Source organism: Georgenia sp. SUBG003 (genome assembly GCF_000715355.2).
In the GTDB taxonomy this organism is placed as follows: domain Bacteria; phylum Actinomycetota; class Actinomycetes; order Actinomycetales; family Actinomycetaceae; genus Georgenia.
The window spans coordinates 4,312,876-4,331,619 of sequence record NZ_CP180204.1; the positions used below are offsets into that span (position 1 = coordinate 4,312,876).

The 18,744-nt window shown below is 66.8% G+C and carries 20 protein-coding genes, 4 tRNA genes and 15 pseudogenes; 18 read left to right on the plus strand and 21 right to left on the minus strand.

What is annotated here, in order from left to right; translation table 11 throughout:
- Positions 1 to 34 precede the first annotated feature (34 nt).
- Positions 35 to 460 (minus strand): hypothetical protein, encoded by a 426-nt coding sequence (locus DA06_RS24030; RefSeq protein WP_052437070.1) that lies wholly within the window; start codon positions 458 to 460, stop codon positions 35 to 37.
- A gap of 144 nt (positions 461 to 604) precedes the next feature.
- Between DA06_RS24030 and DA06_RS24035 the strand changes: the two genes are divergently transcribed.
- Complete coding sequence (locus DA06_RS24035) at positions 605 to 799, plus strand: hypothetical protein (protein WP_418606267.1); 195 nt, start codon at positions 605 to 607, stop codon at positions 797 to 799.
- Between the two features lie 72 nt (positions 800 to 871).
- On the opposite strand, the gene DA06_RS24040 is transcribed toward DA06_RS24035, so the two are convergent.
- Together DA06_RS24040 and DA06_RS24045 are read right to left on the minus strand one after the other, a co-directional pair.
- Positions 872 to 960, minus strand: a tRNA-Ser gene (locus DA06_RS24040).
- Positions 961 to 1,026: 66 nt separating this feature from the next.
- Positions 1,027 to 1,111, minus strand: a tRNA-Ser gene (locus DA06_RS24045).
- 131 nt (positions 1,112 to 1,242) lie between these two features.
- Between DA06_RS24045 and DA06_RS24050 the strand changes: the two genes are divergently transcribed.
- From DA06_RS24050 to DA06_RS24065, 4 genes and pseudogenes are all read left to right on the plus strand, one after another.
- The gene (locus DA06_RS24050; protein WP_418606269.1) at positions 1,243 to 1,632 is read left to right on the plus strand and encodes a hypothetical protein; all 390 of its coding nucleotides are present in this window, start codon (positions 1,243 to 1,245) and stop codon (positions 1,630 to 1,632) included.
- 505 nt (positions 1,633 to 2,137) lie between these two features.
- Positions 2,138 to 2,214, plus strand: a tRNA-Met gene (locus DA06_RS24055).
- A gap of 325 nt (positions 2,215 to 2,539) precedes the next feature.
- Entirely contained in the window at positions 2,540 to 2,932 is a 393-nt protein-coding gene (locus DA06_RS24060) for a hypothetical protein (protein WP_418606270.1), read from the plus strand.
- Positions 2,933 to 3,250: 318 nt separating this feature from the next.
- A pseudogene (locus DA06_RS24065) lies at positions 3,251 to 3,412 on the plus strand (uL13 family ribosomal protein); the annotation flags it as partial.
- Between the two features lie 163 nt (positions 3,413 to 3,575).
- Here the strand turns inward: DA06_RS24065 and DA06_RS24070 are convergent.
- Positions 3,576 to 3,944: pseudogene (locus DA06_RS24070) on the minus strand (TniB family NTP-binding protein); the annotation flags it as partial.
- Positions 3,945 to 4,211: 267 nt separating this feature from the next.
- On the opposite strand from DA06_RS24070, the pseudogene DA06_RS24075 reads away from it, so the two are divergent.
- Both DA06_RS24075 and DA06_RS24080 read left to right on the plus strand, forming a co-directional pair.
- Positions 4,212 to 4,649: pseudogene (locus tag DA06_RS24075) on the plus strand (F0F1 ATP synthase subunit A); the annotation flags it as partial.
- 61 nt (positions 4,650 to 4,710) lie between these two features.
- Positions 4,711 to 5,086, plus strand: a pseudogene (locus tag DA06_RS24080) (isocitrate lyase/phosphoenolpyruvate mutase family protein); the annotation flags it as partial.
- Positions 5,087 to 5,276: 190 nt separating this feature from the next.
- Here the strand turns inward: DA06_RS24080 and DA06_RS24085 are convergent.
- The 4 genes and pseudogenes from DA06_RS24085 to DA06_RS24100 all read right to left on the minus strand — a co-directional run.
- Positions 5,277 to 5,912 (minus strand): annotated as a pseudogene (locus tag DA06_RS24085) (carbohydrate ABC transporter permease); the annotation flags it as partial.
- 82 nt (positions 5,913 to 5,994) lie between these two features.
- Positions 5,995 to 6,156 (minus strand): annotated as a pseudogene (locus DA06_RS24090) (DNA cytosine methyltransferase); the annotation flags it as partial.
- On the minus strand, positions 6,140 to 6,454 hold the full coding sequence (locus DA06_RS24095; RefSeq protein WP_418608197.1) for a DNA cytosine methyltransferase: 315 nt from the start codon (positions 6,452 to 6,454) through the stop codon (positions 6,140 to 6,142). The gene DA06_RS24095 and the pseudogene DA06_RS24090, both read right to left, overlap by 17 nt.
- Positions 6,430 to 7,037 (minus strand): annotated as a pseudogene (locus DA06_RS24100) (M1 family aminopeptidase); the annotation flags it as partial. The gene DA06_RS24095 and the pseudogene DA06_RS24100, both read right to left, overlap by 25 nt.
- Positions 7,038 to 7,040: 3 nt before the next feature.
- On the opposite strand from DA06_RS24100, the pseudogene DA06_RS24105 reads away from it, so the two are divergent.
- Positions 7,041 to 7,542: pseudogene (locus DA06_RS24105) on the plus strand (substrate-binding domain-containing protein); the annotation flags it as partial.
- Between the two features lie 104 nt (positions 7,543 to 7,646).
- On the opposite strand, the gene DA06_RS24110 reads toward DA06_RS24105, so the two are convergent.
- The 3 genes from DA06_RS24110 to DA06_RS24120 form a co-directional block, all read right to left on the minus strand.
- On the minus strand, positions 7,647 to 8,036 hold the full coding sequence (locus tag DA06_RS24110; RefSeq protein WP_418608405.1) for a hypothetical protein: 390 nt from the start codon (positions 8,034 to 8,036) through the stop codon (positions 7,647 to 7,649).
- Complete coding sequence (locus DA06_RS24115; RefSeq protein ID WP_418606271.1) at positions 8,021 to 8,398, minus strand: GTPase; 378 nt, start codon at positions 8,396 to 8,398, stop codon at positions 8,021 to 8,023. The genes DA06_RS24110 and DA06_RS24115 overlap by 16 nt, the downstream gene beginning before the upstream one ends.
- An 814-nt stretch (positions 8,399 to 9,212) precedes the next feature.
- Positions 9,213 to 9,470 carry a DUF3073 domain-containing protein gene (locus tag DA06_RS24120; protein WP_418606272.1) on the minus strand — a complete coding sequence of 86 codons (258 nt, stop codon included), beginning with the start codon at positions 9,468 to 9,470 and terminating at the stop codon, positions 9,213 to 9,215.
- A 226-nt stretch (positions 9,471 to 9,696) separates the two neighbouring features.
- Here DA06_RS24120 and DA06_RS24125 point away from each other — a divergent pair.
- Positions 9,697 to 9,786 (plus strand): annotated as a pseudogene (locus DA06_RS24125) (MerR family DNA-binding transcriptional regulator); the annotation flags it as partial.
- Positions 9,787 to 10,516: 730 nt separating this feature from the next.
- Here DA06_RS24125 and DA06_RS24130 read toward each other — a convergent pair.
- On the minus strand, positions 10,517 to 10,876 hold the full coding sequence (locus DA06_RS24130; RefSeq protein ID WP_418606273.1) for a UDP-N-acetylglucosamine 2-epimerase: 360 nt from the start codon (positions 10,874 to 10,876) through the stop codon (positions 10,517 to 10,519).
- 387 nt (positions 10,877 to 11,263) lie between these two features.
- Here DA06_RS24130 and DA06_RS24135 point away from each other — a divergent pair, with 387 nt between their 5' ends.
- On the plus strand, positions 11,264 to 11,527 hold the full coding sequence (locus DA06_RS24135) for a type II secretion system F family protein (RefSeq protein ID WP_418606275.1): 264 nt from the start codon (positions 11,264 to 11,266) through the stop codon (positions 11,525 to 11,527).
- Between the two features lie 287 nt (positions 11,528 to 11,814).
- Here DA06_RS24135 and DA06_RS24140 read toward each other — a convergent pair.
- Positions 11,815 to 11,991, minus strand: a pseudogene (locus DA06_RS24140) (LysE family transporter); the annotation flags it as partial.
- Between the two features lie 64 nt (positions 11,992 to 12,055).
- Between DA06_RS24140 and DA06_RS24145 the strand changes: the two are divergent.
- A complete protein-coding gene (locus tag DA06_RS24145; protein WP_418606276.1) occupies positions 12,056 to 12,202 on the plus strand; it encodes a hypothetical protein in 147 nt (48 codons plus the stop codon).
- Positions 12,160 to 12,378 (plus strand): phage holin family protein, encoded by a 219-nt coding sequence (locus DA06_RS24150; protein ID WP_418606278.1) that lies wholly within the window; start codon positions 12,160 to 12,162, stop codon positions 12,376 to 12,378. The genes DA06_RS24145 and DA06_RS24150 overlap by 43 nt, the downstream gene beginning before the upstream one ends.
- On the opposite strand, the gene DA06_RS24155 is transcribed toward DA06_RS24150, so the two are convergent.
- Positions 12,379 to 12,687 carry an ATP-binding cassette domain-containing protein gene (locus DA06_RS24155; protein WP_418606279.1) on the minus strand — a complete coding sequence of 103 codons (309 nt, stop codon included), beginning with the start codon at positions 12,685 to 12,687 and terminating at the stop codon, positions 12,379 to 12,381.
- Between the two features lie 401 nt (positions 12,688 to 13,088).
- On the opposite strand from DA06_RS24155, the pseudogene DA06_RS24160 reads away from it, so the two are divergent.
- Positions 13,089 to 13,627: pseudogene (locus tag DA06_RS24160) on the plus strand (peptidylprolyl isomerase).
- An 81-nt stretch (positions 13,628 to 13,708) separates the two neighbouring features.
- Here DA06_RS24160 and DA06_RS24165 read toward each other — a convergent pair.
- Together DA06_RS24165 and DA06_RS24170 are read right to left on the minus strand one after the other, a co-directional pair.
- A tRNA-Leu gene (locus DA06_RS24165) sits at positions 13,709 to 13,794 on the minus strand.
- Positions 13,795 to 13,930: 136 nt separating this feature from the next.
- Positions 13,931 to 14,116 (minus strand): annotated as a pseudogene (locus DA06_RS24170) (SDR family oxidoreductase); the annotation flags it as partial.
- Between the two features lie 66 nt (positions 14,117 to 14,182).
- On the opposite strand from DA06_RS24170, the pseudogene DA06_RS24175 reads away from it, so the two are divergent.
- A pseudogene (locus tag DA06_RS24175) lies at positions 14,183 to 14,494 on the plus strand (NAD-dependent epimerase/dehydratase family protein); the annotation flags it as partial.
- A gap of 14 nt (positions 14,495 to 14,508) precedes the next feature.
- On the opposite strand, the gene DA06_RS24180 reads toward DA06_RS24175, so the two are convergent.
- Positions 14,509 to 15,114 carry a glycosyltransferase gene (locus DA06_RS24180; protein WP_418606281.1) on the minus strand — a complete coding sequence of 202 codons (606 nt, stop codon included), beginning with the start codon at positions 15,112 to 15,114 and terminating at the stop codon, positions 14,509 to 14,511.
- A gap of 389 nt (positions 15,115 to 15,503) precedes the next feature.
- On the opposite strand from DA06_RS24180, the gene DA06_RS24185 reads away from it, so the two are divergent.
- Positions 15,504 to 15,902 carry a PQQ-dependent sugar dehydrogenase gene (locus DA06_RS24185; protein ID WP_418606282.1) on the plus strand — a complete coding sequence of 133 codons (399 nt, stop codon included), beginning with the start codon at positions 15,504 to 15,506 and terminating at the stop codon, positions 15,900 to 15,902.
- A 198-nt stretch (positions 15,903 to 16,100) separates the two neighbouring features.
- Positions 16,101 to 16,295, plus strand: a complete 195-nt coding sequence (locus tag DA06_RS24190; RefSeq protein ID WP_418608407.1) for a hypothetical protein — start codon at positions 16,101 to 16,103, stop codon at positions 16,293 to 16,295.
- Positions 16,296 to 16,437: 142 nt separating this feature from the next.
- Here the strand turns inward: DA06_RS24190 and DA06_RS24195 are convergent.
- The 4 genes and pseudogenes from DA06_RS24195 to DA06_RS24210 form a co-directional block, all read right to left on the minus strand.
- Positions 16,438 to 17,188: pseudogene (locus DA06_RS24195) on the minus strand (excinuclease ABC subunit UvrA); the annotation flags it as partial.
- Positions 17,177 to 17,391, minus strand: a pseudogene (locus tag DA06_RS24200) (Clp protease N-terminal domain-containing protein); the annotation flags it as partial. The pseudogenes DA06_RS24200 and DA06_RS24195, both read right to left, overlap by 12 nt.
- Before the next feature lie 61 nt (positions 17,392 to 17,452).
- Positions 17,453 to 17,596, minus strand: a complete 144-nt coding sequence (locus DA06_RS24205) for a hypothetical protein (RefSeq protein ID WP_418608409.1) — start codon at positions 17,594 to 17,596, stop codon at positions 17,453 to 17,455.
- Positions 17,597 to 17,604: 8 nt separating this feature from the next.
- Complete coding sequence (locus DA06_RS24210; protein ID WP_418606283.1) at positions 17,605 to 17,979, minus strand: hypothetical protein; 375 nt, start codon at positions 17,977 to 17,979, stop codon at positions 17,605 to 17,607.
- A gap of 71 nt (positions 17,980 to 18,050) precedes the next feature.
- On the opposite strand from DA06_RS24210, the gene DA06_RS24215 reads away from it, so the two are divergent.
- Together DA06_RS24215 and DA06_RS24220 are read left to right on the plus strand one after the other, a co-directional pair.
- Entirely contained in the window at positions 18,051 to 18,221 is a 171-nt protein-coding gene (locus DA06_RS24215) for a hypothetical protein (RefSeq protein ID WP_418608411.1), read from the plus strand.
- On the plus strand, positions 18,167 to 18,631 hold the full coding sequence (locus DA06_RS24220; protein WP_418608198.1) for a PTS transporter subunit IIC: 465 nt from the start codon (positions 18,167 to 18,169) through the stop codon (positions 18,629 to 18,631). Before DA06_RS24215 ends, DA06_RS24220 begins: the two co-directional genes overlap by 55 nt.
- Positions 18,632 to 18,744: the final 113 nt, after the last annotated feature.

Here is an 18,744-nt window from a genome sequence, read left to right on the forward strand (position 1 = left end):
GGACCTGATTCGCATCGCGTGACCGGCATCCTCCTCATACCCCCTGGGCTCGGTGGAGCCACCGGAAGTACGGGAAGTCCTGGATGTGCCCGGCCGGGCAGCAGGCCACGAACCGGGACGGGACGAGCTCGAGCGCACACTCCCGACATCTGCCGGACTTCTTGTCACCGAGCTTCCAGTACGGGCCGAGCGCACGGCACTTGGGGCAGTAGTACCACTCGGGGAATCGGAGGACGGGGATGCCCCTTCCTCTGCCTGACGCGGGCGGCTGGCGGAACACTTCCACACCGAGGGCTGCGGCCAGCCGGGGCTCCGGCACGGGCGCGCAGTTCTTCTCGTCCCACTCGTCGATGCCGCAGACCAGGTAGCTCTCGGCAGCGGCCGGGTAGATCGACCCGACACCGTAGGTCGAGACGAGCTGAGAGGTACGTGCCTTGGCCTGCAGTCGACTACTCGGCATTGGTCTTCTTTCGTGGCTTGCGCCTGGCGCGGACCTCGCGCAGGTCAGTCTCGGTGTCAACGTTTCTCAGGCTCGTGAGAGTCGCCCAGGGCGCCGCTCCTCGTCTACGAGTCCTCCTACGCCGGCACGAACAAGGCCACGGCCATGGCCTTCGAGGCGCCGGACGGTGACTTCGACACCGAAGTTCAGAACCTCCGCGACAAGGGCGTGGAGTTCCAGACCTTCGACATGGAGGGGATCGAGTGGGACGGCGATGTCGCTACCTTCGGGCAGGCGCGAGCCGTCTGGTTCAACGACCCCGACGGCAACATCCTCAGCCTCGGCACGGCGGTGATGTGATCCGAAGGAGCAGAGAGCCCGAACCCTCGCCGAGGGTTCGGGCTGCCGCTGATGTCCTGCGACATCACAGAGCGGAGACGGTGGGATTTGAACCCACGGACGGGTTGCCCCGTCACGGCCTTAGCAGGGCCGCGCACTAGACCTGACTATGCGACGTCTCCAAGTCCACCGGACAGGCTACCTGCCGCGTGGCCCTGGGCAAAACGACGGCCCAGGACGGGCGAGCGCGGAGGGCAAGGGATTCGAACCCTTGGTGGGTTGCCCCACAACGGTTTTCAAGACCGTCACATTCGGCCGCTCTGTCAGCCCTCCATGCCGCAGCGCTGAGCCGACGGCGGCCCCAGTGTAGGCGAGCCGCTGCGTGCCGCAGGCGCACCGGGCGTGACCCGTCCCGATTCGGCGGGCTCGACCGCCGTTGGCGCGTTCTCCTCGCGCACCCCGACATGTCGCTGGACGAGCTCGCAGGTCGCCTGTCCAAAGATGACGACGAGGTCGCCCAGGTCCTCGCGATGCTGGGGGACAAGGGCTTCGTCCGACGGTCTCACTCCGACCCCACGAACCTTCGGACAGAGTCCCCGCAGGTGGCGTTCGAGCGCATCATCGGGCAGCACGAGCAGGAGCTGCACCGGCAGCAGGAGCAGCTGAGTGCCATGCGGTCCAGCGCCGCGGCATTGGTGGACGAGTACCACCGCACCATCCAGAATGCCCGCACGGGGAGTTCGAACGGCTCGTCGGGACGGATCACATCGTCTCTCGACTCCTTGAGCTCGGCCAGAACGTCGAGTCTTCGGTGGACTCGATCGTCACCAAGGCACCACTACCTCACGTTCTGAACCAGGCGAAGTCGGACGACGCACTCGCTCTTGCGCGCGGCGTCCGGCTACGCACCCTGTACCCTGCGGCCGCCCGCCACGATCCCGGAGTCGTGGAGTATGCCGAGTGGTTCCGCGAGCGCGGCGGCAATATCCGTACCGCCATCGCTTTGCCGGTCCGGGTGCTGATCTATGACGAGAAGATCGCCGTCGTTACGTCCGACCCGCAGGACTTCTCGCGCGGCGCCATCGTGCTCAACACCCCGGTGCCATCACGGCGCTGCAGGCCCTCTTCGACCTGCTGTGGGAGGCAGGCGCCGACCTGCCGTCACCGCCGGCGAGCGAGAACGAGCTCCGGCCTGAGGAGCGAGAGCTCCTGCAGCTGCTCTCCCGCGGGCTCAAGGACGAGGCCATCGCGCGTTCGCTCGGCATCTCGCGGCCGACGCACCGTCCCGCGTGTGTGACCGAGGGCACGCCCACCCGATTTGCCCCCATGGTTCGCCGCGACGTAACCTAAACAGGTCGACGCGGGGTGGAGCAGTTCGGTAGCTCGCCGGGCTCATAACCCGGAGGTCGCAGGTTCAAATCCTGCCCCCGCTACCACGAAGCAGTTGACTAGAAGGCCCGTACGCGCAGCGTACGGGCCTTCTTCTTGCTCTGCCCCCCGGCACGGACGTGGCCGTCCGCCGCCTCTCGTCTCTCCGGAACGAGCTCCGTCTCCGGAAACTACGAGGCCTGGACGACGTCCCGCGACTCCCTCGACCCCCCCGCCGGTTCGGCCTCCTCGGTGCCAGGCCGTGCGCGCTGCTCACCGCGGTGCACAACGTCGGACGAGGTGTGCCTCACCCGGGAATGTCTCCGCCCCGCATTGAGTTGAAGCGTCAACTACTTGTACGGTGGTATGCAGCCGACAGAGCCAGGGAGACACATGAACGCCAGCGACACCGCGCAGTCCACCTCCGTCAGCGGCCGTCCGGCGGAGGACCTCCTCCCCGCGGCGACCGCCATGGGGACCGTGACGCTCCTCGGGGACCTCGACCTCATGACGCGCTACTACCGCGACTTCGTCATGCTCGCCGTCGTGCGCGCCGAGGGCGACGAGGTCGCTACGTGCCGGCGTCGCCGTGGGGCCGCGGCCGGGTGGCCGGTGCGACGTCGCCGCGAGGACGCGGCCACAACGGTGAGACTTCGACGGCTCTGGGCCGTCAAAGTCTCACCGTCGTGCCACAAGGCGGTACGACCGCGCAGCCGGGCGGCGGGGCTCGCCGGACCGGGAGGACCTTCGGGCGGCGGGGCTCGCCGGACGGGTAGGACCGCATGACGGTGACGCTCGTCGAACGGTGGGGCTGCTGGGAGGAGGTGCCGCGTGCCAGAGGGGTGGGACCGCGCCGTCCGGGGCCAGGCGGAAGCGTGCGGAGACCGTGGCAGGCCTCACGAAAATGCCTCTGGCGGAACTTTTGACCCCGCAGTCGGCGTGCCGGTACTGACTCGTTGTGCATCCCCATGCGCTCCCCGGTGCTCCCACTCGCCGGTTCTGGGGCGCGGATGCAGGCAGCGAGCAAGAACCAGACCATGGGGTCCGCAGTGCCGCCATAGCTGCACCCCGACGAGAGAACGCTGAAGAAACGAAGCTACGCCCGTGCGCACGTACACACCGAAGCCCGGCGACGTCACGAAGAACTGGTACGTCATCGACGCTACCGACGTCGTCCTCGGCCGACTGGCGACCCAGGTCGCCACCCTGCTCCGTGGGAAGCACAAGCCGACCTTCGCCCCGCACGTGGACAACGGCTCTGGAGTGTGCCGATATTGCCACCGCTGCGTTCGTGCAGCCATTCGGCGTGTGCAATGAGGTCTTTGGGTTCGTGGACGAACAGCGGCAGCGCCCTAGAGAAGGCCATGACGACGCCGCGCCAGGCTTTGCGCTCACTTGCTGTCGTGTAGCCGTACAGCGTCATGCGGAGGGGCGTGAAACGCCGCGCGACCTGGTCGCCGCGAGGCCCGGCGAGAAGTCCGTTCTCCTCGAGTTTGATGCCCGCGTATACGAAGGTCGCGGGCGAGTCGTTGGAGAGGTCCTTGAGCGTGTCGACGCTTTCTCCGTTGCTGCTACTGCGCCTTGCCAGGTTGTGGAGCTCATCCACAACGACAACCTGCGTGATGGAGTGCCGCATGGCGTCGACCACGGAGCGTTTAGCTCGTTCAGCGGCGTTCGCTGCTGATAGGGCAGTGCGTAGAAGTCCGCGAAGCGCTGCATCAAGCCTTTGGGCGCGAGCTGGGTGGGACCTGCGTAGGCGACAGCGGCGGTGGTCCGTGTCCGAAGCACCGCCGCAAATGCGTTAGGCTTTCAGCGTTCCCAGTACGCCGTCCCCCGTCGGACGTGCCCGGGGAACCCACACGTGCCCGACCCGAGCCACCAGGGGGACACACTGTCTGCCGCATCGATGCTGACGTCCAGCACCTCCGCCGTCGTGCTCGCCGCCGAGGAGGGAAGCGGGTTCCACGGCCCCAGCCTCACGGACTTCTTCCCGCCGGCCGTCCTCTTCGAGGGAGCGATCTTCGAGTTCAACCGGATCACGCTGGTGCGGCTCATCGCGACCGCGATGCTCATCCTCTTCTTCTGGCTCGCGACCCGGAAGCTCCAGCTCGTCCCCGGCCGCGTGCAGTCGATGGGCGAGATGGCCGTCGACTTCGTCCGCAAGGGCATCGCGGAGGAGTCGCTCGGCCGTGAGATCGGCCGGAGGTACACCCCGATCCTCGTGGTGATCTTCTTCGGCGTCCTGTTCATGAACATCACGGGCATCCTCCCGTTCCTGAACATCGCCGGGTCCTCCGTCATCGGCATGCCGCTGGTGTTCGCGCTCCTCTCCTACGTCACCTTCATCGTGGCGGGCGTCAAGCCAGGGCGGCGGGCACTCCTCAAGAGCCAGCTCTTCCCGCCCGGGGTGCCGTGGCCCATCTACATCATCCTGACGCCGATCGAGTTCCTCTCGACCTTCATCATCAGGCCCGCCACGCTGACCGTCCGTCTCCTGGCCAACATGCTCGCCGGCCACCTGCTGCTCGTGCTCTGCTTCGGCGCGACGCACTACCTCTTCTTCGAGGCGAGCGGCGCTCGTCGACGCCGGCGCGGACGCGATCTTCCCCGAGGCCATGCGCGACCTCGCCGAGTTCGAGGCGATGGCCGAGGCGGTCGAGGTCCCCGTGCTGGCGAACATGACAGAGTTCGGCAAGTCCGAGCTGTTCACCACCGACCAGCTCGCGGACGCCGGCGTCTCGATCGTCATCTTCCCGGTGTCGCTGCTGCGCCTGGCGATGGGCGCCGCCGAACGAGGCCTGGAACCATCCGCGCGAGGGTTCGTTGATCTCGGAGCTGGACAGCATGCAGCACCGCGCGCGCCTGTACGAGCTGGTCGACTACGAGGCCTACAACCACTTCGACACCGGCATCTTCAACTTCACGGTCCGCACCGACTGACGGCTCACGGGCCGACCACTGCCTCCCGCCCGCACCTGCCAGAGTTCTGCCGCCCGATGCCCGCGAAGGAGCGAGACATGAGCCAGACCCAGACCGAGCCGGAGATCCGCAAGGGGCTGGTCGGCGTCGTCGCCGACACGACCGCCATCTCCAAGGTCAACCCGGACACGAACTCCCTGCTCTACCGGGGCTACCCGGTCCAGGAGCTCGCCGCGTTGAAGACGACGATCGGGATGACGAGCAGGAAGATCATCACGGCCAGCGCGGACCCGGTGCCGTTGTTGCCGAACGTGAACGACTGGTCGTACATCATGTTCGCCAGCACCTGGGTGTCGAACCGCGCGCCGGTCATGGCCCGCGGGATGTCGAAGATCTTCAGCGTGGCGATGGTGATCGTCGTGACGACGACGACCAGGGTGGGCCGGATGCTCGGGACGGTGATGCTGCGGAACATCTGCCAGGCGTTGACGCCGTCCAGCCGGGCCGCTCGACGATGTCGTCCGGGATCGCCTTGATCGCCGCGGAGAGCAGCACCATGGCGAACCCGGCCTGGATCCAGATCATCACGAGGATGAGGAAGAACGTGTTCCAGGGGGGCGCTGCAGGAAGCGCACCGGCTCGAGCCCGATCCCGGTGATGACGGCGTTGAGCAGTCCGATCTGCTCCTGCGCGGCACCGCGGTACTCGTAGACGAACTTCCAGATGATGCCGGCGCGACGAACGAGATCGCCATGGGGAGGAAGAGGAGCGACTTGGCGATCTTCTCGAACCGGGCCTTGTCGACGAGGATCGCGTAGAGAAGGCCGACCGTCGTCGAGACCGTCGGACGAGGACACCCATCTCTTCACGCCCCGGAGTGCGTCTCGCAAGGTGCGGTGGGACCCGGCATGGGTGGGTTGCGGGAAACCCGGGTTCTCGAGGTCGCGGTGATGTCCGATGAGGACCGCCCGTTTCCGGACCTGAGGAGTGCCGTAGTCCGCAGCGTTCAGGATCTTGAGCTTTATCGCGTAGTCCGATAGCAGGCCGTTCTGCGCGGTCTCGGCGAGCAGCGACTCAGCGGACTCCGACACTGCGAAGGCCGGGACGTCTCCAGAACGAAGTACTTGGGCCGCGCCCGCCGTACTGCTTCGAGGTACTGCCGCCAGAGGGCGTTCCTCGGGTCCGGGGGTCTCGCTTGCCCAGGCGCGAGAAGCCTTGGCACGGCGGTCCTCCGACGACGACGTCGACGGACGGCACCACCTCATCCTTCAGCCAACGCTGAATGTCGCCGGTGTAGACGACGTCGCCGAAGTTGGCCTGATACCCACGTGCGGCCGGCTCCAGATGGGCCTCGGCGCCGTAGCCGACGACGTCGTAGCCGCCGACCACGAGGCGGTGCGGGCGGAGCGTGGGGTGGTCGGCCGGGGCCTCCTGGAGGATGGCGAACGAGGTGATCGTCCCGCCGTCGTCCTCGATCTCGGGACGCAGCAGGGTGACCCCCGCCTCCTCGAGCCAGACCTTCGACCAGGCGGTCAGGTCGCGGCCGGAGGTGTCCTCCAGCTCGACGAGCAGGTCGCGCAGCTCGGTGTTGCCGAACGCGTGCTTGGCGAAGTACCGCCGGACCCCGCGAGGAACGCGTCCCGGCCCACCCAGGCGACGAGCTGCTTGAGCACCGAGGCGCCCTTGGCGTAGGTGATGCCGTCGAAGTTGACCTCGACGTCCTCGAGGTCGTTGATCGGGGCGACGATCGGGTGCGTCGAGGGCAGCTGGTCCTGGTTGTACGCCCAGGACTTCTCCAGCGAGGAGAACGTGGTCCACGCGCTGGTCCAGCGGGTCGCTCGGCCGTGGCCAGGTGGGAGGCGTACTCCGCGAACGACTCGTTGAGCCACAGGTCGTTCCACCACCGCATGGTCACGAGGTCGCCGAACCACATGTGCGCGAGCTCGTGCAGGATCGTCACCGCGCGGCGCTCGCGGCCGGCCAGACCGACATCGAGCAGGCGGCCACGCTGCGCTGGAGCCAGGAGACGGCGCAGAAGCGCATGGAGGACCTCCTCACCGCCGCCTACAGCGACGGCAGCAAGGTCGACGGCGTCCTCTCGCCGTTCGACGGGATCTCCCGCGGCGTCATCACCGCCCTGCAGAACGCCGGCTACGGCCCCGGCATCGACGCGGGCATGCCGATCATCTCGGGCCAGGACGCCGAGATCGCCTCGGTCAAGCTCATCGCCGACGGCGTCCAGTACTCGACGATCTTCAAGGACACGCGCAAGCTTGCCGACCAGGCCGTCGTCACCGCCGAGGCCTACCTCGCCGGAGGAGCCGGAGGCCAACGACACCGAGACGTACGACAACGGCGTCAAGGTCGTCCCGTCCTACCTGCTTGAGTCGGACATCGTCTACGCCGACAACATCCAGCCGCTGCTCGTCGACTCCGGTTACTACACCACCGAGCAGGTCGAGAGCGGCCAGTCCTGAGTCCGACTGATCCGGCCGGTGCGGGCGGCGTCGCCCGCGCCCGCACCGCCTGAGTCCTTAAGGAGGAGGACACGTGAGCGAACACATCCTCGAGATGCGCTCCATCACCAAGACGTTCCCGGGCGTGAAGGCGCTCCAGGACGTAACAGGGGCTGGAGGCGGCGACGCATGTGGAGTGCCGCCTCGTTCTGCACCGCCAGATCCGTCAGAAGGGCTGCCAAACGTCCGACGTTGGACTGGTCGCGCAGCCATTGCTTATTCGTGGCGGCTGCCTCTGCCCACTGGTGCGCATCGGTCCACACGAGCGGGAAGTCTGCGATGTCCGGCACCACCCGCCGAAGGTTGGTGAGCACGCCCGGGCGGTTCTCTGCCAGTTCGCTCCCGGACTTGTTCACGGCGATCACCACGGACCCGTAGGGTGCGAGGTCCCGTACGGTGTCGAAGAGGTCAGCCGTCACATCGTCGAATCCCTCGACGGTCAGCGTGAAGACCACGACGTCGGCACTTCTGACAGCTTCCTCGGCCGCTCTGTCGCGCTCCATGTCGGTCCCGGCGCGCGCGCCGGGGTGTCGACGATGTAATGACCGTGCCAGGGATAACTGGACGTCGCAACGGTCGTCTCGGCAACCCCGGTCGGAATGTTGAGACCAGTCAAGCAGTTGATAAGTGACGACTTGCCGGAACTGTGCTGGCCCACGAAGACTATGCGGATTTCGTTGGCACCCATGTCCAGCGATGGCACATTATCGTGAGCGATCAGATCGCCGTTGCTCTCTACGAGGGCGACCAGTGCGCTCCTGATCTCGGTCGCCCGTTGATATACGTCCGCAAGGGGAAGCGCCTGCGACTCACCCATGAGCGACCGGGACCGCAAGCGCTGACGGCTGGATGATACAACTTGGGATCGCTTCATCGCGATGAGCTGCAGGTGTCCGATCTTCAGTCATCCGTCGATGCCTGGGCTTACCCGGGAGGCAACCACGCTTTCCCAGTCGGACCAGCATCCGACGCTCTCCTGTTAGCCGTCATCCTCGCTCAGGCGGTACAACTCGCCCCATAGCAATTCCGGCACGGCGTCAATCGCCGAGTCGAGCAGGAACTCGATCCTCGACGCGATCTGGCTGTCGGCGAGGGTGAGCGTTTCCGTCCACCTGCTGGGGGGCGTACCTCGCGAGCATCGATAGGGCATAAAGCACGGTCCACCACGACAGGGGCCGGAGTGCTCGTGCGCTCTCCCCGGCACTAGGCAGGAGAATAGCCGTCCGCCTGTAGTAGTCAGCGCCTTGAAGTTCCGCGATGCCGGGTACATCACGGCTCTTTAGTTGATCAGGGCTGGCGACGAGCACCAGACAACGACCCTCATTGTGGCTCCAGCGAACATTGCCTTCGTCGTCAAGGGCAACTTCGAGGTCGCGCAAAGCAGGGTACCGAGCGAGAAGCGCACGGACTACTTCGGCCGTCAAGTCCTGGCCGTTCGCGGGGTCGGGAACCCGGATCTCGAGTTCAAAGGGGAACGTCTTGTTGTGAACGTTGTAAGAGCCGACTGGGCGGCGCCCGGGTGTGCCGGCAGCGCTCCGCCTGCGTCAGGGCATGACGGCACGGCGGAAGATCGCACCCATCAGCGGAAATGACATGCACATCCCACCAGCCACCGTGGCCGGCGCGACGGATCAGCGGGTCGAACGAATGTCGTCCCAGTCATCCGTGGCAGGGGGGATCTGGTCGTCGTAGTCGTCTCCGTCTACGTCGTCAGTACGCGACGTGAGCTCTCGCTCGAGAGCCCGGTAGTCGGTCTCGGGGCTGAAGTACTTCAGCTTTCGAGCGACCTTCGTCTGCTTGGCCTTTTGACGGCCGCGCCCCATGGCGTCGACCCCCTCCAATAGAACCGGGGCAGGCACCGTGCGGTGCGGCCCCGTGTGTGTGGTCATCTGTTCGTGCGCCCACGGTACATGGTCGGGAGCCTTCACAGCCATTCCGTACCACGTACGACGCTGTGTCAAGCGTCTCCCCCGGTCGGCGCCTTAAGCCGCATACGTCCAGATTGTCGGGACCATCGGCCCGGGTTCCGCGGCCTTCCCGGTGGTTGTCTTGCAACAAGGACGTCGCAGGACGCGTAGCGCGGGTTGTGCCGCATCTCGAGGAGGACTCATGGCGATGACAGAGAGGGCCGCTGAACAGCTGTTGACGCCGTCGGAGGTGGCGGCCAAGTTCCGGGTCGACCCGAAGACGGTCACCCGGTGGGCGATCCTGTCGTGTCGATGCCTCGCCGCGCCGCTCTGTTGCGAGCTGTTGCGCCGCCCAGAGAAGGGAAGTCGAGAGGATGGCGGCATCTCGCTCCGCTGTGGTGGGCGCACCACCAGCCTCTACCCACGGAAACCGTACGGGGTCGATCACCACGCGGATGGCATCGGCAGTCGCTTCCGCGAACTTCGCTGGCACCTGCTTGAACTTCGGCCCCTCCACGAGGGTCCAGAGGTCTTCCTGCTGATTGGCGGGCCGCACACATAACGGCACGCCTGCCAGGCGCCGGGATCAGAGAGGAAGAGTTCTGCGGTTAGATCGCGGAGGTTGTCGGTCGCGTCGAAACCGCCTCGACCCGTGGGCGAAGCCGCCTATACATGCGCGCGAAAGACCGTGGTCCTTCTTCGCGGCGATGGTCACTGAAGCCTCGTTCCGACCTGTCACGTGCCGCCTTCAGGTCAGACTTGCTCCAATGCGGTGGCTGAACCAGATTTGATGAACGCACATTCGCAGTGTGCCGTCGACACCTCGACTGTCCTAACTGGCGCGCACGGGCGATTCCTTCCGTGCAGCCCGAACACGGATGCGGAGTTCGCCGTTAACTCGATGCTCACTCGCTGTGTATCGCACGCGCTTGACCAGTTCGGTCGGCCAGGGAGGAGTGGTGGGCGGTTCCTCTGGAACGCCGTTCCGAAGCGAGCGCAGGAGGACTTCGCCAACTGCACGTGCGACGTCAACCCGTACTGCATTGCCGATCTGCCCTCCTCGGGAAGGGTGAGCCGATGTCACCCGTTCGCAACCCGGCCTCCAGGTGGACCACGGGCACCTGGCGGTTGAACGCGACGATGGCGGCCGCCGCCGCCGTGGACGTGTCGCCCTGCACGAGTACGGCGTCAGGACGCTCGGCAGCGACCACGGGGTCGAGCCTGGTGAAGATCTTCGACATCAGGGCGTTGAGCGTCTGTCCGGCCGCGAAGACGTCGAGATCGTGGTCGGGCACGATGCCGAAGACGTGCTGGACCTGGCCGAGCATCTCGCGGTGCTGACCGGTGGAGACGGTGACGGTGGTCAGCACCGGGGGACTCGAGCGCACGGACGACCGGGGCCACCTTGATGGCCTCGGGACGCGTGCCGTAGACGGTCATCACCTTGTGCGGCATGGCCTGCTCCAACCGGGTCGAGCCAGCCCGACTGCTCCGCCAGGGGGGTGCGCCGGATCGACGCGGCGGACGGGGGTTGGTCTCGGACATTAGCGGGGCGGCAATTCCGGTATGAGGGTTTTCGGAACGGCAGTTCCGGCCAGCTGAAAAGCCAAAATAGAGCCGCCCCGCGTGCGACACTCCAGCGGTGAAGGACGGGCCGGGAACCTCGGGGAGGATGCCCGTGACCCAGCGCGTCCGCGCCTGCTGTACGGCAGCTGCGTCTGTGGGTCACACAGGCCATCGCCATCAACCGCGAAGTCGGCGGCAACCTCGCGGAGGTGCTTGACGGCGTCGGGCACACGATCCGAGAGCGCAACGAGATTCGCCGGCAGGTCAAGACGCTGGCGGCCGAAGGGAAGCTCTCGGCCATTGTTCTGATGCTGTTGCCCGTGGGGATCGTCGGCTTTCTCACTGTCGCCAACCCGGAGTACATCGGCAGATTCACCGAGAGCATTCTTGGCTACGGCCTGATCATCGTCGCAATCGTGCTGCTCCTCGTGGGCGGGATCTGGCTGCGAAAGACCGTCAACATCAAGTTCTGAGGAGAACACCATGCCTGTGACCGTTCTCGGGATGGCTGCCTTCGGACTTGCGCTGGGGGATGGCGACTTGGGCCTTGCTCGCCGGACCGAACGCCGTTCGCACCCGAGCCCTGGCGAATCTCAAGCGAGGTTTGCCAGCGCCCGCCCGAGTTGCTGATGCCGCGCCTCAGAGTTCGAGCCTCGCAGCGGCCGCTCGGCGACTTACGCCAGGCGCCTCCATCCGGCTGTTGGAGAAGCTACATCTACGGGCCGGGCGGCCTGCCGACTGGACCTCGACAACTTCTTGTGGCCCCCACGCCCGAGACCCCGGCCAGGATCAGCAGAGCGTCGGAGACGGCGCAGATCACCACGACCACGCCGACGTGGCGGCGCGCGAGCCCCTGGCGGAGGACGAAGGCGTTCTGCGCACCGATCGCGACGATGAGCGACAGGCCGGTGAGGAGCCCGGCCAAGGCTGAGGACACGGGCGCCGATGGTACTCGGGCGAAGTCCGTCCCTTCCCGGACGCCCGGTGGCAGGATCGGCTCCATGAGGTTCGTCGTGCAGCTTCTCGTCAACGCCGCCGCCATCTGGTTCTGCGCCTGGCTGCTCGACGGCATCTCCCTCGCCCCACCTCGAGCACCGGGTCGACGTTGCTCGAGCTCGCCGTCGTCGCCGCGGTCTTCACGCTGGTGAACATGTTCGTCCGGCCGGTGGTCGCCCTGCTCTCGCTGCCGTTCTACATCCTCACGCTCGGACTCTTCTTCCTGGTCGTCAACGCCCTGATGCTGATGCTGACCGGCTGGATCACCTCGTTCACCGAGTTCGGCCTGCAGGTCGACGGATTCTGGAACGCCTCGTCGGCGGGCTGATCATCGCGATCGCCACCTGGGTGCTGGCAGCTCCTCATCCCCGGCGACCAGCGCTGACCCTCGGGCAGGCTGGGGCCACTTCCCTTGTCGCAGCACGTGTACCCGGTCGGAGACCTCAAGCACGTGAGGCATCGAATGGCTGATGAGCACCACGCCGATCCCGGTGTCACGGATGCGTCGGACGAGATCGAGAACGCCCTTCGTCTGCACGACGCCGAGCGCGGCGGTGGGTTCGTCAAGGAAGATGACCTTGCTCGCCCAAGCAGCGGCCCGGGCGACGGCGATCGCCTGGCGCTGGCCGCCTGACATTCCTCCTACGGGGCCGCTGAAGTTGCGGACAGTGGCACCGAGGCTGGAAAAAGCCTCGGCGCTGGGAACGCATCTCTGACCGTTGCATAAAGCCAAGTCGCCCGAGGAGGCCGGGCTTCATGATCTCGCGGCCCAGGTACATGTTTTGGATGGGGTCGAGGTGGTTTGCCAGTGCAAGGTCCTGGAAGACCGTTTCGATGCCGAGACGGCGGGCGCGGTGGGATTAGCGAGCGTCAGGGGCTTGCCCTCGAGGATCTGGCCCTCTTCGCGGTGTCGCACCGGCGAGGATGCGCACGAGCGTGGACTTGCCGGCGCCGGGTGCCGGGACGGAGGTCCCCGGCGACGGCGGAGACCGTGACCCCGCCGTGCCGCAGCGTGTCCGGGCGTGCGAGGATCGGGGCATGGAAGCCACTCTGCACACCTCCGCAGGCGACATCACCGTCGAGCTCTACCCCAACCACGCACCGAAGACGGTCGCGAACTTCACCGAGCTCGCCACCGGGAAGCGGGCCTGGACGGACCCCGCGACCGGCGAGCAGACCAACCGTCCGCTCTACGACGGTGATCTTCCACCGCGTCATCCCCAACTTCCATGATCCAGGGCGGGGACCCCCTCGGTAACGGCACCGGTGGCCCCGGCTACCAGTTCGACGACGAGATCCACCCCGAGCTCAACTTCACCGAGCCCTACGTCCTGGCCATGGCCAACGCCGGCAAGCGCATGGGCCGCGGCACCAACGGCTCACAGTTCTTCATCACGACCGCGGCCACCACCTGGCTGCAGGGCAAGCACACGATCTTCGGCAAGGTCGTCGACCCCGCCTCCCGCGCCGTCGCTCGACAAGACGTCCGGCTGATCGAGAAGATCGAGGATGCGTTCGACCAGGTGGCGGCGGGCCTGCCGGTACCGGCTGCTCCTGGCAAGGAAGGGGCTACCTAGGCGGGCGCGTACCTGGACAACGGCGAAGCCCCCGGCCGCGATTTCGCGGACCGGGGGCTTCGCCGTCGCTGTCTCGACGAGTGTCCGGAGGGGGACTTGAACCCCCACGCCCGATAAAGGGCACTAGCACCTCAAGCTAGCGCGTCTGCCTATTCCGCCACCCGGACAGGTGGTGCTTCGCCTCGTGAACTCGGCCTTCCGGCGCGTCCACCCGGCTGGGCAACGGAAAAAGATAGCACGGTGGAGGAGGCCTCCTCGACCACCGAGGGCCGCTCCGGCGTCGTTCGTGAGGGAAGCCACAACCTAGAAGACAGGCTTGCCCCCGGTCACGCCGAGGACGGTGCCGGAGACGTAGCTGGCCTCGTCGCTCGCCAGGTACACGAACGCCGTCGCCACCTCGACCGGCTGCCCGGGCCGCCCGAGCGGGGTGCTCATGCCGAAGTCCTGCACGCTGGGCTTGGTCGAGGGCTGCAGCGGCGTCCAGATCGGTCAGTGCGCCTCGATTGCCTGGTACACGCTCGCGCTGCAGCGGACTGCGTGGTGTCTGAGTCGCAGGTGGTCGAGAGGCTTGCGGAGCTGTTCCGCGGCGCTCGTGCCGTCGTGAATGCGGCTGGCAATCCGGACGCATCGTCCCGCGACCTTCCGGCCCTCGTCGCCGCCAACGCTGCTCTTCCGGGCTTGGTTGCGTCTGCCGTGGTGTCCGCTGGCGTAGCCAGGTTCGTGCATATCAGCAGTGCTGTCGTTCAGGGAAGGCGCCCTGTCCTCGACGAGACTGACCGATATGACACGTTCTCTGACTACGCGCGCTCCAAGGCGCTTGGCGAGGAACTCGCGGTGCGTTTCGGCGACGGAGCCACCGTTGTCTACCGCCCGCCGAGCGTTCACGGACCCGACCGCAGGGTCACGAAGCTGACAGCTCGGATCGCAGCGTCGCCCGTGGGCACGGTCGCGCGCTGGATCCGCTCCGAGCCCCCAGGCGCACATCGCGAACGTCGCGGAAGCCGTGGCATACCTAGCAACGACAGCGCAGGTACCTCCATCGGTCGTGATTCATCCGTGGGAAGGGCTGACCACGCCGACGGATCGGCAGCAACTTCCTCGCTGTATCGCTCGAGGTAGTGTGCCCTGCCGGCAGCACCGAGCGACTGCCGCTCGATGGGCGCGAGGTTGCTGAGGTTCACAATCGCCTCAGCCATCTCTACGGCGGACCCCGGCGTGACGACGACACCAGCAGCTGAACCGCGGATGACCTCCGCGGCGTCTCCGGTCACCGCTCCGAGGACCGGCCTGCCCGCGGCCAAGGTGGCCTGCAGTTTGCTTGGCAACGTCGTTCGGAACAGGGGAAGGTCTTGCAGGCTGACGAGCTGGATGTCGCCAAGGGCGAGTACTGCGGCCATTCGATCGAACGGCTGCTGCCCGACGAAGACGACGTTCAAGGCCGCGGTCTTCGACCACTTTCCGAAGTCGGGCCTCTTCGACGCCGCCACCGATCAGCGCAAAGCCGATGTCTGACCGGTCTCGAAGAATCGTCGCGGCGTCGATGAGCGTGTCGAGCGCTTGGAACTCTCCGAAGTTGCCCGCGTACATGACTGTGAGGGATCTTGAGATCCCGAGTCTTCTCGCGAGGTGACCCTCCTGACGACGCTGGACGTCATGGGCAACCGCGGCAGCGGCAGCGAGCTGGTGAAGAACGAGGAGGGCCTGCTCGGCATCGTGCCCGACCCGGACTTCGCCGAGAACAACTGGATCTACGTCTACTGGATGCCGCACGAGTCGGTCGACCGCGACAAGCGCGTCGGTCAGCGCACCGTCTCGCGCTTCACCTACGACCCCGCGGGCCGAGCATCGACCAGTCCACCCGCGTGGACCTGCTCCAGTGGGAGACCCAGGTCCACAGCTGCTGCCACGCCGGCGGCGGCATGGCGTTCGACGACGAGGGCAACCTCTACATCGGCTCCGGCGACAGCAACTCCTCCGGCGGCTCCCAGGCTACTCCGGGAACAACTGGACGCAGGAGTACGCGGGCATCTCGTTCCAGGACGCCCGCCGGACCTCCGGCAACACGAACGACCTCAACGGCAAGATCCTGCGGATCCACCCGGAGGACGACGGCACGTACACGGTCCCCGAGGGCAACCTCTTCCCGGAGTCCGAGGACCCCGGCGAGACGCGCCCGGAGATCTACGTGATGGGCGTGCGCAACATCTCGCGCCTGCAGATCGACGCCGACACCGACTGGCTCACGGCCGGCTGGGTCGGCCCGGACGCCGGGTAGCGCGGCACGTACCGGGCGAATGCCTCGACAGACCCGGCGCTCGGGAACTCGTTGAGGACGTGCGCCAGCGCAAGCGCCTGCCGCGGTACCGCGTCCACCGACGACAGCTTCCTGCGCGCCTGCACCGCGTTGCGGATCTGATCGTCCTTGGACCGGTAGTCACCGTTCAGCTGTGTCTGCCGGCCGCCGAGGTCGTTCGTGGCCGCGGCCATCAGCCCCTTCCAGCCCGTGCCCCCCTTTGGCCCCGAGCTGGAAGTCATAGATCGCCTGCATGGGATCGCCGAGCAGTGTGAAGCCGGCGTCGTCGAGCTTCCTCAGGGCCTCGATCACAAGATCGGCCCGCTCGCCAACGATGTCCTGCACCTCGTCGACGATCAGATGGGCGACATCTAGGATGCGCGGTTCGGAGCCATCTCTCAGTTCCGAGAGCGCCCGTCGGATGCGTGCGTCGAACGACATGCTCTCCCAGCCGTCGACCCCCTCCTCGTCCAAGATCTCGGCGGCGATGGAGTCCAGGGTGCGGACCTCGACGCTGTCCGCGTCGGCGGGCGACCGAGCCGTCGATCAGCGAGCTCTTGCCCGATCCCGCGACGCCCGTGATCACGCACAGGACGCCGAGCGGGATGTCGACGTCGACGTCCTTGAGGTTGTGGGCCTTCGCGCCGCGGATCTCCAGCGTGTCTCTCCGTGCCCGGACCTTCTCCTTCAGGTGCGCACGGTCGTCGAGGTGGCGGCCGGTCAGCGTCCCGCTGGCGCGCAGATCCTCCACGGTGCCCTCGAAGACCACCTCTCCCCCGGCGCCCCCGGCGCGGTCCGAGGTCGACGACGTGGTCGGCGATCGTGATCGTCTCCGGCTTGTGCTCCACCACGAGAACGGTGTTGCCCTTGTCGCGCAGCTGGAGCAGGAGCCGGTTCATCCGGGCGATGTCGTGCGGGTGCAGGCCGATCGAGGGCTCGTCGAAGACGTACGTGACGTCCGTCAGCGAGGATCCGAGGTGCCGGATCATCTTGGTGCGCTGCGCCTCTCCCCCGGACAGCGTCCCCGCCGGGCGTTCGAGGGACAGGTAGCCGAGGCCGATCTCGGTGAACGAGTCGAGCAGGTGACGCAGCCCCTTGAGCAGCGGCGCGACAGACGGCTCGTCGAGGTCCCGGACCCACTCGGCGAGGTCGCTGATCTGCATCGCGCACAGGTCGGCGATGTTCTTGCCCCTGATTCTCGACGAGCGCGCTTCCGGGCCGAGCCGCGTGCCGTCGCACTCCGGGCAGGTGCTGAACGTGGTAGCCCGAGAGCAGCTGGATGACCTGCTGGCGGACACGGTTGAGGTCCGCGCCGAGCTTGGTGAGCACCTGGGCGGCGACACCCTCGCCCTCGCGGATGAGGCCGAGCGAGGATGTGCTCGGTGCCGATGTAGTTGTGGTTGAGCATCCGCGCCTCTTCCTGGGCGAGGACGACCACACGACGGGCACGGTCGGTAAATCGTTCAAACATGTGCACTCCTCACGGGCGGCTACCTCGGCCGGTGCGATGACGATCCGGGCGTCGATGGTGATCAGCTCGATCCCGACCAGCGACACCCGCACGTAGCGTCGATGACCAGACCCTTGTCGAGAATGATGTTGACGACGTCCGCCAGCGATGCGGACGACGGACGGTCGACGTACCCGCCCCGGGACCTCGTGGTAACTGCACTCATCGTGCCTCCTACCTACTTTCCTCGGCGTACTCGTCCTCGGCGCCCTCTGCGGGGGCCTCCTCGTACTCGTCCTCGGCGCCCTCTGCGGGGGCCTCCTCGTACTCCTCCTCGGCGCCCTCCTCCGGGACCTCCTCGTACTCCTCCTCGGGGGCAGGCTCCTCCTCGTACTCCTCCTCCGCGGCAGGCTCCTCCTCGTACTCGCCCTCGGCGGGCTCGTAGGACTCCTCCTCCGGGAACTCGTCCTCGGACTGCTCGGACTCCTCCGACTCCTCGGCGGCCTGCTCGTCCTCGACCACCTCGTCGTGGGTCCGCACGATCTCCTTGTCGTGGATCTCGGCGCGGTAGCCCTCGACGTCCTCGGGGTGCAGGACGGTGTCGGTCATGACGTGGCGGACGAAGAACTTCAGCTCCAGCCGGAGCCGGCGGTTGACCGCACGTCGCCTTCCAGGCCATCGTGGCCAGCGCCGTCGGGCTGGAGCCCCCGACGGCCACCAGCACCCTCAACGACTTCCTCGCCGGGCCGGGCGCCGCCGTCCCGCTGATCATCGCCGTGGCTTCGCCATCCACATCCTGCTCGTCCGGCTCTTCTCCGCCGCGCGGTACGTCTACCTCACCGGCCACCTGATGTTCTGGATGAGCATCGTGATCGCCGCCTCGCTCGTGGAGGTCCTGACGGACATCCCGCAGACCACGCTCGTCATCGTCGGGGCGGTCATCATCGCCTGCTACTGGACCCTGCAGCCGCTGTGGATCGCGCTGATGAAGCGGCTGATGGGGCCACGACCAGTTCGGCCTCGGACACACCACCTCCACCCTCGCGCTCGTCGCCGGGTACGGATCGAAGGCGCTGCGCCTGGGCGACGCGCAGCGGCACGACTCGGAGAGGCTCAGGCTCCCGAAGCGATCTCCTTCTCCAGGAACCGCCATCACCAACGGATATGGACTGCGTGGCCGGTTACAGGCACGGCCAAAGTCGGTCCGCGGTGGCGTCAGAGGCGTGGCTCAAGCAGCTGGCTTGCTCGGAGCGGGCGCTAGAGTCCGACTGATCGCTCTATCAATGATGACGGGAGCCTGTTGGTGGACGATGGATCCGACGACGCGGCGCCCTGGATCACCTCGCTGAGGAACTTCCTGCCCGGTGTGGCCCC

Coding starts and splice junctions, on each gene's coding strand:
- DA06_RS24030 (WP_052437070.1), bottom strand. CDS start 460: ATGCCGAGTAGTCGACTGCAGGCCAAGGCACGTACCTCTCAGCTCGTC.
- DA06_RS24035 (WP_418606267.1), top strand. CDS start 605: ATGGCCTTCGAGGCGCCGGACGGTGACTTCGACACCGAAGTTCAGAAC.
- DA06_RS24050 (WP_418606269.1), top strand. CDS start 1,243: ATGTCGCTGGACGAGCTCGCAGGTCGCCTGTCCAAAGATGACGACGAG.
- DA06_RS24060 (WP_418606270.1), top strand. CDS start 2,540: ATGAACGCCAGCGACACCGCGCAGTCCACCTCCGTCAGCGGCCGTCCG.
- DA06_RS24115 (WP_418606271.1), bottom strand. CDS start 8,398: ATGGGTGAGTCGCAGGCGCTTCCCCTTGCGGACGTATATCAACGGGCG.
- DA06_RS24120 (WP_418606272.1), bottom strand. CDS start 9,470: ATGACCACACACACGGGGCCGCACCGCACGGTGCCTGCCCCGGTTCTA.
- DA06_RS24145 (WP_418606276.1), top strand. CDS start 12,056: ATGAGGTTCGTCGTGCAGCTTCTCGTCAACGCCGCCGCCATCTGGTTC.
- DA06_RS24155 (WP_418606279.1), bottom strand. CDS start 12,687: ATGTCAGGCGGCCAGCGCCAGGCGATCGCCGTCGCCCGGGCCGCTGCT.
- DA06_RS24205 (WP_418608409.1), bottom strand. CDS start 17,596: ATGAGTGCAGTTACCACGAGGTCCCGGGGCGGGTACGTCGACCGTCCG.
- DA06_RS24210 (WP_418606283.1), bottom strand. CDS start 17,979: ATGACCGACACCGTCCTGCACCCCGAGGACGTCGAGGGCTACCGCGCC.